This window comes from Mesorhizobium sp. M6A.T.Cr.TU.017.01.1.1, assembly GCF_004023115.1.
Classification (GTDB): domain Bacteria; phylum Pseudomonadota; class Alphaproteobacteria; order Rhizobiales; family Rhizobiaceae; genus Mesorhizobium; species Mesorhizobium mediterraneum.
The window spans coordinates 1-10,347 of the sequence record NZ_RZTA01000165.1; the positions used below are offsets into that span (position 1 = coordinate 1).

Genomic DNA, 10,347 nt, shown 5'->3' on the forward strand with positions numbered 1-10,347 from the left:
TTCCAAACTCGATAACGCATGACCCAGCAATCCGACGCGCTCCTTCGTTGCTACTCGTTTGACGGACAATTTCGTTAGTCAACCAAAAGATCCAGATTGGGGCAAGACGTGCTCTTGGACCGCCCCTCGACGTTCAGCCCGCTCGGCTGAGCTCGGTCCTGGCGGTTTTTGACCGCGACTTCATCGGCCTCCGGCATGGTCTGGAAACGGGGCGGCCGCGGGTTTATTCCGCCCGCGCAAAAGAAAACGCTGTCGGCGACGAGCGACTGACCCGCCTGGCGCGAGCCGGCCATGTTCCGGGCGGGCGTTCGTCATCGAGCGATGTCGCGGAATGCGGCTGAGTCCTGCAATCGATCAAAACGGACAGGTGAGAGACAGGAGCGTTTGCGGCGCAGCCCGCCTTTGACGCGCCAAGCTAGCGTTTTCGGTTGCGCATCAGCGCTTCGAGATCGCTGTCGCCACCTTCAGGCAGCATCAGCCGCACATGTGCGTAGAGATCGCCGTGACCGCCAACTTTTTCCGGCAGGCCCCTGCCCTTCAGCCGCAGGACCTTGTCCGAGCTCGACCAGGCGGGGACATTGACCGCAAGCTTGCCGGTCGGCGTTTCGACCGCCACCTTGGCACCCAGCACGGCATCCGCCAGTGCCACGGCCAAGTCGGCATGGAGGTCGCGGCCTTCGACACGATAGCGCGGATGGCGGCGGAAGTGGATTTTGACCAGCGCGTCGCCCGGCTGCCCCGGCCCTTGCTCGCCCTGGCCTTTCAGCCGGATGGTCTGGCCGTCCTCGACATAGGCCGGCAGCTTGACGGCGACCTTGCGTCCGTCGGGGAACATCGCGGTCACCTTCTCCGCGGTCGCCGCTTCCTCGATGGTGACGTCGAGCGTCACGTTCAGGTCGGCGCCGGACGGCGCCTGCCGGCCGGCGCCCGTGCCGGCACCGCGAGAGAAGGTCTCGCCGAAAATCTGGCTGAAGATGTCGCTGTTGCCGTCGAACGGATCGCCGCCCGGACGGCTTGAGCGAAACTCGAAGCGCGAGCCGCCCGGTCCTTGCTGCCGACGGAAGCCGGCGAACGGATCGGCGCCGCCCGCGGCACCTTCGAAGCCCTGGAAACGCGGCTTGCCATCGGCGTCGATCTCGCCGCGATCGAAAGCGGCACGGTTCTTCTCGTCGCCGACGATCTCGTAAGCCTGGTTGGCCGCGGCAAACCGCTCCTTCGCCTTGGGATCCGGATTCTGGTCCGGATGATACTCCTTGGCGAGTTTGCGGTACGCCGATTTTATGTCCTTGGCCGATGCGTTCTTAGCAACGCCCAGCACCTCATAGGGGTCGCGCATGCTTCCTGCCCTGGAGAAGGAGTGAGTCCACGATTGCCATCTATATGCGCTCGCATAGGAAGAAATTCCAGTGGCGCGCGGTCATATGATGGCGGAAAATCAGAGCGCTTTGAAGTCCTGCATCCGCCAGGCGCCGGCGCCGGCCAGGCACACCTCGCCCTTGAACAGCGCGACGCCGTCGAAGCTTTCGCGCGAGGCGGTGAAGCGGCGGCAAAGCTGGCCGTTGTCCCTAGACTCTGCCAGTTCCGTGATCGAGCCGCGCGAACCGGTATCGGAATTCGCCCAGGGCACGGCCTGCCCGCCAAGTTCCTGGATATCGGCGGAAGACACCGCGTTGCGGATCGTCGTCTGGTCCGAGGCGCGATCCTGATCGATCGGCGAGGCAGAAACAGGGGTGCTGCTGGTGAGGATTGTACGGTCGACCTCCGCCTGCTCCAAACTGAAGCCGCCGCCACCGCAGCCGGCAAGCGACAAGGCTACCAGCACGATCGCGACCTTGACCGCAGCCTGGGCGCTGGCCGAAGCAATAAGGCTCCATTGCCTGCTGTCAAAAAGTTGCGCGATACGCGACAATCGGCAATCTCCCCAGCCGGCAACAGAATTTGGAAAAACTATGAGCGAAACTGAGTTAACAAGCGGTGACTTTGCCGAGGCTGCCGAGCCATTCCGCCTCTTTGCCGCATGGCTCGACGACGCGACGAAGAGTGAGATCAACGATCCCAACGGCGTGGCGCTGGCGACCGTCGATGCCGAGGGCATGCCGAATGTGCGGATGGTGCTGCTCAAGGGGTTCGATGAAAGCGGATTTGTCTTCTATACGAATTTCGAGAGCGCCAAGAGCCGTGAGATTCTTGGCAGCATGAAGGCGGCGATGTGCTTCCACTGGAAATCGCTGCGCCGGCAGGTGCGCGTGCGCGGGCCGGTGGAGATCGTCACCGAAGCGGAAGCGGACGCCTATTATGCGACGCGCCCCCGCGGCAGCCGCATCGGCGCCTGGGCGTCGAAGCAATCGCGGCCGCTGGAGAGCCGCTTCGCACTGGAAAAAGCGGTTGCCGAATACACGGCGCGCTATGCGATCGGCGAGATCCCACGGCCGAAACACTGGTCTGGCTTCCGTATCGTGCCGCAGACGATCGAGTTCTGGCACGACCGGCCCTTCCGACTGCACGACCGCGTCGTCTTTTCACGCAACGCCAAGGGCGGCTGGGACAAGACAAGGCTTTATCCCTGATAAGGGTGGCCCTTAAGCAGCTTCACCAACGGGAGAACTGGGCGCGCGGCAACATGGCATCGCCGATATAGGGTGGCGCGCCTTGAAGTAAGGGGCACCAGGCCCCAGGAGGACCCCGGTAATCCTTGACGAACCACGTTGGTTCACCAATAATCATCGTGAACCAAACGAAAGTTAAGACCATGACGGCTTTTACCGTGCGCGTCCCGGATGAAACCGCAAACAGGCTTGACCAGCTTGCCGAAAAGCTCGACCGCTCGCGCTCCTATGTGGCTGCGCAGGCCATTGAGGACTTTGTAGCCCGTGAGGAATGGCAACTCGCCGAGATAGAGGCCGGGTTGGCCGAAGCTGAGCGCGGCGATTTTGCCAGTGACCGTGATGTAGCCGGTGTTGTCGGAAAATACGTCAAGTCCGCCCGCCGAGCATGAGCCGCAAAAGAATCCGCTGGACCATGCGAGCGCTGCGTCGGCTTGACGAAATCGGCGCGCATATCGAGAAAGACAACCCCGAAGCGGCCGCCCGAGTCATTGCGCGCATCGTGACGGCGGCAGAACATCTCGCCGAGCAACCGGCCATGGGGCGCATCGGGCGCATCAAGGCGACGCGGGAACTCGTTTTGGTTGATATTCCGTATATCGTACCCTATCGCGTCAACGGCGAGACTGTCGAAATACTCACCGTCATGCACACCGCCCAACGGTGGCCACAAGCCCTCTAAAATCGCCCAACACCATGGCTCGCGTCATCAGGCCACACCGCCTTCAGCCTGCTTTCTTCCTGGTCATGAAGGCCATCAAGGCAGCGCGGGCCTCGTCGGATTTGAGCCGCTCGCGGAAATGCTCGCTCTCCTCACCGATGCGGGCAACGAGGTCTTCACGCGAGCCGCGCATCAGGTCGCGCGCGATCTTCAGCGCTTGCGGCGGCTTGGCTGCGATCTGGCCGGCCGCTGCCAGCACGGAGGCTTCGAGCTCGTTTTCCTCGACCACCGCGTAGATCAGCCCGGCGGCCTTCGCCCGCTCGGCCGAAAAACCTTCGCCGAGACCAAGCAGCGCGAAAGCGCCTTGCCGGCCCAGAATCTCAGGCGCAAGCAAGCTCGATCCCGCCTCGGGAACCAGGCCGAGATCGACGAAGGGTGTTCGGAACACAGTGCGCGGCGTGGCGAAGGTCAGGTCGCAGTGCAGGTTGAGCGTGGTGCCGATGCCGACCGCGATGCCATCGACACCGGAAACCAATGGCTTTTCCGCCCTGGCCAGTGCCATCAGAAAATCCCAGACTTCGGTGCCGCCCTCACCGCCGGTGGCGACGACCATGAAATCGGCTAGGTCGTTGCCGGACGAGAAGGCCCCTGAAACACCGAGGAAGACATGAACGCGGACCGCCGGATCGGCATCGCCTTCGGCAAGGGTTTTGGACATTCTCGCATACATGGCGCGCGTCAGCGCGTTCTTCTTTTCCGGACGGTTGATGCGGATGATCTGGATGGCGCCCTGGCGCTCGACGAGGATATGGTCTGTCATAGTCGGCCCCTTGTGGACGTGAACTTGTGAACGTCAGGAAGTTCCGGCAGAAATCAGTGCCTTGCTGGCAGTGGCAAGGCTTTCGGCGCCGCCGATGACGCGCTCCTTCAGCGCGCCCGCCTCGCCAAGCAGGTTTTCGGCGAAGAAACGGCAAAGGGCGATGCGGCTTTGGTCGGCAAGCGCGCCGCGCGCCAGATAAGCGCCGCCCGCCGCAAGCGAGATCAGCCTCAGATATGGCGTCGCACCGGCCAGCGCCTCGTCCGAACGGCCGTCGGCAAGCAGCCCTTGCAGGAAACGTGTCGCTTCGCAGACATTGTCGAGTGCCTTGTCGAGACCATCGGCGGTGCGGCCAAACCCCTGAAGATTTGAGGTCCGCACCTGACTGGCGACCGCTTTCAGTTCGGCGATGTAACCACGAACATGCTCGCCACCGCCAAGCGGCAGCTTGCGCGCCACCAGGTCGATCGCCTGGATGCCGTTGGTGCCTTCGTAGATCGGCGCGATGCGCGCGTCGCGATAAAGTGCTGCCGCACCCGTCTCTTCGATAAAGCCCATGCCGCCATGCACCTGCAGCCCGAGCGAGGCGACCTCGACGCCGACATCGGTGGAAAAGGCCTTGGCCAGCGGCGTCAACAGATTGGCGCGCTCCTGCCAGTGGGTGGCTTCATCGCCACTGGATATCCGCGCGTTGTCGATGGCATGCGCGCAGGAATAGCTGATGGCGCGCGCAATCTGGGTCAGCGCCTTCATGGTCAGGAGATTGCGCTGCACGTCCGGGTGATGGACGATCGGCGCCATGCCGTCGCCATCATAGCTTGCAGCCTTGCCTTGCCGGCGGTCATTGGCGTAGGCGAGCGCCCTTTGCGTGGCCGTTTCGGCGACCGCCACGCCCTGCATGCCGACGGCGAGCCGCGCATTGTTCATCATGGTGAACATGCAGGCGAGGCCCTTGTTTTCCTCGCCGATCAGCCAGCCGATCGCGCCAGGCACTGTCCCTTCGAAACCATCGCCATAGATCATAGTGCAGGTCGGCGAGGCGTGGATGCCCAATTTGTGCTCCAGCCCGGAGCAGAACACGTCGTTGCGCGCGCCCAACGCGCCATCGTCGCCGACAAGGAATTTCGGCGCCAGGAACAGCGAAAGCCCACGCGTGCCGGCCGGCGCATCCGGCAGCCGCGCCAGCACCAAATGGATGATGTTGTCGGTGAAATCGTGCTCGCCATAGGTGATGAAGATCTTTTGCCCGAAGATGCGGTAGGTGCCGTCGCCGGCCGGCTCAGCGCGGGCACGCAACGCATTCAGGTCCGAGCCCGCCTGCGGCTCTGTCAGGTTCATCGTGCCCATCCATTCGCCGGAGACGAGCTTTTCCAAGTATTTGGCCTTCAGCGCCGGCGAGGCGTGCTTGTCGAGCGCCTCGACCGCACCCATGGTCAGCGTCGGGCCGATGCCGAAGGCCATGGCGGCGGAGTTCCACATTTCGAGCGCCGCGACGCCCAGCATGGTCGGCAGCGCCTGGCCGCCGAATTCCTCCGGTGCGGATAGCGCGTTCCAGCCGCCGTCGATCCAGCGACGATAAAGCGCCTTCCAGCCAGGCGGCGTGGTGACGGCAGCGCCGCTCAGCACCGCACCTTGTTCATCGCCGATCTTGTAGAGCGGCGCGATCTCCTCTGTGGCGAAGCGGCCGGCTTCCGCCAGAATGGCGTCGACGAGATCTTCGCCAAGGTCGCCAAAGGTGCCGGCGTCGAGCGCCGGCTTCAGGCCGGCCACGTGCTTCAGCGTGAAGGCGATTTCCTCGACTGGTGCCCGATACATGCCGCTCGCTCCTCCTGTGTCCGGCAGGTCAACTTAAGATCCGTGCCGACACAAAACCATCCGCCTTTGGGTCGCCTCTCCCACCTTCTTTTTACGTAAACGTCAAAATTTGTCACGCAGATTTTGCAATTGCTGCGACACAGGCTAAATTCGGCAAAAGCCGGACAAGTTCGACCGGCGACGGATCAAGAACACCGGATCGGACCGCCCGTGCTTGCCAGACCTGACGCCTATCGCTGTCTCGAATGCGGGCTGCCCTATCGAGCGGCAGGTTTTTGGCACTATCGGGGCAAGGTCGAGGACGGCGCCGCCTATTGGTCGGATCGCGGCATTCTGTGTTCGCCGCAATGCTCGGTGGCTCATCATCGCAAACGCGAGGCCGAGGGAACGCTGCCGCAAGCGCCGGCGCCCGACCCATTCCAAATCCAGCCGCTCTCCCGCCGTTGATGGCAAGCGAAGCCGCCACCGGCAGAATTGCGGCATTCGCCGCGGGCCGCCGAAAGCATTTCCTTAACCATGGCGGTTCAGGATCAGGCTTTGGCCAGCAAGGATCTGCTGTTTGAAACCGCCGGCGCACCCCCTTCGCCGCCTAGGACTCCTCGTCGTCGCGGCCGCGATGACAATGGCGTTGGGGCCGGCACAAGCCTCGGATTTCTCCGAGCCGTGGAAGAACACCGACCGGGCGCTGGTGATCGACGCCTACGAATACAATTCCATCGACTGGGCTGAACTTGCCACCGACAAACGCATCGTCGGCTTCATCAACAAGGCGTCCGACGGGATGCCGCCACCCTATTTCTGTTTCGGTGCCGAGACCGAGACAAGGCTCTGCAAGACGCTGTGGAAGCGCCATGCGGTAGCGCAGGAACTGTTCCAGACGCGCAAGGTGGTGGCCAAGGCGCTCGGCCTGAAATGGGGCGCTTATCATCTCGCCCGCCCCGGCAATCCCGTGGGACAGGCGAATAATTTCATCAATTTCGCGAAGCCTGGGCCGGATGACCTGCTTGCTCTCGACATCGAGGATGATGACCCCACGAAATGGATGTCGCTCGAGGATGCCGAGGAGTTCGTGCGCCACGTGCATCGGCGGATTGGCCGCTTTCCGGTGCTCTACACCAACGGCAAGACCGCCAAGCACATCGCCGACAACAAGTACAAATACCGGCTCCTGTCGCGGCTACCGCTCTGGTATGCGCGCTACAAGCCAGACATCGGCGTGCATTTCCCGATGGGCAACTGGCAAGGCTACGCACTCTGGCAGTTTTCGGCAAAAGCGAATTGCGGGCGGTTCCGCTGCCCTTACCGGGTGGCTGGCACGCCCAACGACATCGATGTCAATGTCGCACCGATGGATGCCGCCGCATTGCGCGCGCAATGGCCCTTCGGCGGCCTGATCGACGTGCAGCCGGTTTACCTCGCCTCGATACCGGTGCCTCTCTCGCGCGAGGCTGGGCTAGCCGGCAATGCCATCACCTACGCGACCGTGGCGGCACCACCGACCTTCGCCGAAATAACCGCCGCGTTTAGCGCACGCTGGACCAAATTCCGCAGCAGCTTTCAACTGCCTTTTGTAAAGGCCGCGCCGCGCCTTCCGCGCGGGGTTGCCGAATATGTGGCCTGGACGCGGAAGGAGAAGCGCTCTGCATCGGCCTCTGAAGCGGCGCCCGCCGCCAGCGATCCGGTCAGCACCGCATCGACCGAGTTCGACCGTGGGCTGCGCTAAATCTGAAAGCCGTTGAAGGGTCAGCGCACCTGCTCGCGCGCCACAGCCTGCCAACCAATGTCGCGGCGGCAGAAGCCTTGCGGCCAATCGATCCGGTCGAGCGCGGCATAGGCTCGTCTCTGCGCCCCGCCGACGGTGCCGCCGACAGCCGTGATGTCGAGCACACGGCCGCCATTGGCGACCAGCGCGCCGCTGTTGATGGCGGTGCCGGCATGAAAGATCTCGACGCAATCGCCCGCGGCCTCTTCGACGCCGCGGATGACCGAGCCCTTTTCCGGCGTGCCGGGATAGCCCCTGGCCGCCATCACCACGGTGAGCGCCGCCTCGTCGCGCCAGCGCGCTGACATATGTGCAAGCTGGCCATCGGCAGAAGCGTTGAGGAGGACCAAGAGATCGTCCTTCAGCCGCATCATCAGCACCTGGCATTCCGGGTCGCCGAAACGGGTGTTGTATTCGATCAGCTTCGGCCCCTTGTCTGATATCATCAGCCCGGCGAACAGCACGCCGGAAAACGGCGCGCCAAGTTCGGCCATGCCGCGCATGGTCGGCTCGACGATCTCGCGCATCGTGCGGTCGATCATCTCCGGTGTCATCACCGGTGCTGGCGAATAGGCGCCCATGCCGCCGGTGTTCGGGCCGATGTCGCCGTCGCCGACACGCTTGTGGTCCTGCGCGGTGCCGAACGGCAGCGCGGTCGCGCCGTCGCACAGGCAGAAGAAACTCGCCTCTTCGCCGGTGAGAAACTCCTCGACCACCACCTCAGCGCCGGCCTGTCCGAAAGACCCGTCGAAACAGGCGTCGAGCGCGGCCAGCGCCTCATCCAGCGTCATGGCGACGGTGACGCCCTTGCCGGCGGCGAGGCCGTCGGCCTTGATGACGATCGGCGCACCCATCTTTTCGACATAGGCCCTGGCCGACGCCAGGTCGCCGAAACGGCCATAGGCGGCGGTTGGGATATCATATTTCGCGCAAAGGTCCTTGGTGAAGCCTTTCGAGCCTTCCAGCCGCGCCGCCGCCTTGGACGGGCCGAAGACGCGAATGTTCTCAGCGCGAAGGTCGTCGGCAATGCCGGCGACCAGCGGCCCTTCCGGCCCGACCACGACGAGGTCGATCTTTTCCTCCATGCAGAACCGGGCCACCGCCGCATGATCGGCAATATCTAGCGTCACCAGTTCGGCTTCGCGGCCGATGCCCGGATTGCCGGGGGCCGCGTAAAGCTTCGTCAGCAGCGGCGAGGCCGCAATCTTCCAGGCCAAGGCATGTTCGCGGCCGCCGGAGCCGATCAACAAAACACGCATGCCCAGATCCCTTGCCATTCCACGATCAGGACTGCGCTATTGCGCCTCGGACGATGGGTCAAGACATTTGGATGATTTGGGACCAATTGCGCACGGGAACGTCGGGCATCAATGCCCGATATCGGGGGAAAGGCTGGTTCGCCGCCTACGATATTTACGCCATGACGATTTGGCTTGATGCTTGACGGCGTTCGCCTCTGCTGCCACTCCAGCACAATGGAACCCGTCCAGTCGAAAGCAGCCCAGGGCCGCGTCGCCGATGCGCCGAGCGGCCACTGGGTCTACCGCATTCTGCCACGCTGGCTGTGGCCCTATGCGCAGCTTGCGCGATGGGACCGGCCGATCGGCTGGCAGTTGCTGCTGTGGCCGTGCTGGTGGTCGGCAGCCCTTGCGGCAAGCGCCTACCCTCGCCCCGGTGACCCGCTGCTCTCGCTGCTACCGGCGCCATGGTATCTCGTGCTGTTCCTGATCGGTGCCATCGCCATGCGCGGCGCCGGCTGCACCTATAACGACCTGGTCGACCAGGACATCGACAACCAGGTGGAGCGCACGCGTTCGCGGCCGCTGCCGGCGGGAAAGGTCACACGCCGGCAGGCCTGGGCGTTTCTCGTCATCCAGGCATTGGCCGGCCTCGCTGTGCTTTTGCAATTCAACAGCTTCGCCATCCTGCTCGGCATCTGCTCGCTTGCCATCGTTGCTGTTTATCCATTCATGAAGCGATTTACCAATTGGCCGCAACTGGTTCTCGGCCTTGCCTTTTCCTGGGGTGCGCTGATGGGATGGGCGGTCGAGTTCGGCGATCTCGATGGCCCGGCCGTCATGCTCTATATCGGCTCCATCCTGTGGGTGATCGGCTACGACACGATCTATGCGCATCAGGACAAAGAAGACGACGCCATCGTCGGCGTGCGCTCGACCGCACGCCTGTTCGGCGACAACACCAAGGCCTGGCTCGTCGGGCTCTATGGCGGGGCGCTGGTCTGCTTCGCCATCGCCTTCGCGTCGGCACAGGCGCCAGTGCCGGCGCTGGCTGGGCTGGTCGCCGCCGGCGCCCATATGACGAGGCAGATCGCCATGCTGGACATCGACGATCCGGACCAGTGCATGCTTCTGTTCAGGTCGAACAACCAGGTCGGCTGGCTGGTCTTCCTTGGCCTGATCGGCGGCGCTGTGTGGGTGGCGCTGAAGCCGCTGGTTTAGGGAGCCTGTTCCCTTCTCCCCTTGTGGGAGAAGGTGGATCGGCGCGCAGCGCCGAGACGGTTGAGGGGTGTTGGAAGGAATGAGGCGTTCGCGTTCCCTGGAACACCCCTCATCCGACCGAGCTTCGCTCGGCCACCTTCTCCCACAAGGAGACCTTTGCACAGAAGCCGAACGGTGATTCTGTGGTGAAGGTTGGAGCAGGGAGATTCGGGATGGCGGATCGTGTTTTG

At 63.4% G+C, this 10,347-nt stretch carries 11 protein-coding genes; 6 read left to right on the plus strand and 5 right to left on the minus strand.

Features of this window, described 5'->3' with window-relative positions:
* Positions 1-415: 415 nt before the first annotated feature.
* Positions 416-1,336: a DnaJ C-terminal domain-containing protein gene (locus tag EOB36_RS31320; protein ID WP_095486205.1), complete on the minus strand. Its 921-nt coding sequence runs from the start codon at positions 1,334-1,336 to the stop codon at positions 416-418.
* A 99-nt stretch (positions 1,337-1,435) separates the two neighbouring features.
* Positions 1,436-1,909 carry an RT0821/Lpp0805 family surface protein gene (locus EOB36_RS31325; RefSeq protein WP_095486206.1) on the minus strand — a complete coding sequence of 158 codons (474 nt, stop codon included), beginning with the start codon at positions 1,907-1,909 and terminating at the stop codon, positions 1,436-1,438.
* Positions 1,910-1,949: 40 nt separating this feature from the next.
* Here EOB36_RS31325 and pdxH point away from each other — a divergent pair, with 40 nt between their 5' ends.
* The 3 genes from pdxH (at position 1,950) to EOB36_RS31340 (ending at position 3,285) form a co-directional block, all read left to right on the plus strand.
* On the plus strand, positions 1,950-2,567 hold the full coding sequence (gene pdxH, locus EOB36_RS31330; protein WP_128286395.1) for a pyridoxamine 5'-phosphate oxidase: 618 nt from the start codon (positions 1,950-1,952) through the stop codon (positions 2,565-2,567).
* 182 nt (positions 2,568-2,749) lie between these two features.
* Positions 2,750-2,995: a CopG family ribbon-helix-helix protein gene (locus tag EOB36_RS31335; protein WP_095486208.1), complete on the plus strand. Its 246-nt coding sequence runs from the start codon at positions 2,750-2,752 to the stop codon at positions 2,993-2,995.
* Positions 2,992-3,285, plus strand: coding sequence for a type II toxin-antitoxin system RelE/ParE family toxin (locus EOB36_RS31340; protein ID WP_095486209.1), 294 nt, complete (start codon positions 2,992-2,994; stop codon positions 3,283-3,285). Before EOB36_RS31335 ends, EOB36_RS31340 begins: the two co-directional genes overlap by 4 nt.
* 43 nt (positions 3,286-3,328) lie before the next feature.
* Here the strand turns inward: EOB36_RS31340 and EOB36_RS31345 are convergent, their stop codons facing one another.
* Complete coding sequence (locus EOB36_RS31345) at positions 3,329-4,084, minus strand: crotonase/enoyl-CoA hydratase family protein (RefSeq protein ID WP_095486210.1); 756 nt, start codon at positions 4,082-4,084, stop codon at positions 3,329-3,331.
* Positions 4,085-4,117: 33 nt separating this feature from the next.
* Positions 4,118-5,896 (minus strand): acyl-CoA dehydrogenase, encoded by a 1,779-nt coding sequence (locus EOB36_RS31350; RefSeq protein ID WP_128286396.1) that lies wholly within the window; start codon positions 5,894-5,896, stop codon positions 4,118-4,120.
* A 210-nt stretch (positions 5,897-6,106) separates the two neighbouring features.
* Here EOB36_RS31350 and EOB36_RS31355 point away from each other — a divergent pair, with 210 nt between their 5' ends.
* Complete coding sequence (locus tag EOB36_RS31355) at positions 6,107-6,343, plus strand: hypothetical protein (protein WP_095486212.1); 237 nt, start codon at positions 6,107-6,109, stop codon at positions 6,341-6,343.
* Positions 6,344-6,518: 175 nt separating this feature from the next.
* Positions 6,519-7,619: a glycoside hydrolase family 25 protein gene (locus tag EOB36_RS31360; protein ID WP_164759238.1), complete on the plus strand. Its 1,101-nt coding sequence runs from the start codon at positions 6,519-6,521 to the stop codon at positions 7,617-7,619.
* A 20-nt stretch (positions 7,620-7,639) separates the two neighbouring features.
* Here the strand turns inward: EOB36_RS31360 and purD are convergent, their stop codons facing one another.
* Positions 7,640-8,917 (minus strand): phosphoribosylamine--glycine ligase, encoded by a 1,278-nt coding sequence (gene purD / locus EOB36_RS31365; protein WP_095486234.1) that lies wholly within the window; start codon positions 8,915-8,917, stop codon positions 7,640-7,642.
* 216 nt (positions 8,918-9,133) lie between these two features.
* Between purD and ubiA the strand changes: the two genes are divergently transcribed.
* The gene (gene ubiA, locus EOB36_RS31370; RefSeq protein WP_095486214.1) at positions 9,134-10,117 is read left to right on the plus strand and encodes a 4-hydroxybenzoate octaprenyltransferase; all 984 of its coding nucleotides are present in this window, start codon (positions 9,134-9,136) and stop codon (positions 10,115-10,117) included.
* The last annotated feature ends 230 nt before the right edge of the window (positions 10,118-10,347 follow it).

Bases quoted from the DNA above. Each gene is read 5' to 3' on its own strand.
- EOB36_RS31320 (WP_095486205.1), bottom strand. From the start codon at position 1,336: ATGCGCGACCCCTATGAGGTGCTGGGCGTTGCTAAGAACGCATCGGCC.
- pdxH (WP_128286395.1), top strand. From the start codon at position 1,950: ATGAGCGAAACTGAGTTAACAAGCGGTGACTTTGCCGAGGCTGCCGAG.
- EOB36_RS31335 (WP_095486208.1), top strand. From the start codon at position 2,750: ATGACGGCTTTTACCGTGCGCGTCCCGGATGAAACCGCAAACAGGCTT.
- EOB36_RS31340 (WP_095486209.1), top strand. From the start codon at position 2,992: ATGAGCCGCAAAAGAATCCGCTGGACCATGCGAGCGCTGCGTCGGCTT.
- EOB36_RS31345 (WP_095486210.1), bottom strand. From the start codon at position 4,084: ATGACAGACCATATCCTCGTCGAGCGCCAGGGCGCCATCCAGATCATC.
- EOB36_RS31350 (WP_128286396.1), bottom strand. From the start codon at position 5,896: ATGTATCGGGCACCAGTCGAGGAAATCGCCTTCACGCTGAAGCACGTG.
- EOB36_RS31360 (WP_164759238.1), top strand. From the start codon at position 6,519: ATGGCGTTGGGGCCGGCACAAGCCTCGGATTTCTCCGAGCCGTGGAAG.
- purD (WP_095486234.1), bottom strand. From the start codon at position 8,917: ATGCGTGTTTTGTTGATCGGCTCCGGCGGCCGCGAACATGCCTTGGCC.
- ubiA (WP_095486214.1), top strand. From the start codon at position 9,134: ATGGAACCCGTCCAGTCGAAAGCAGCCCAGGGCCGCGTCGCCGATGCG.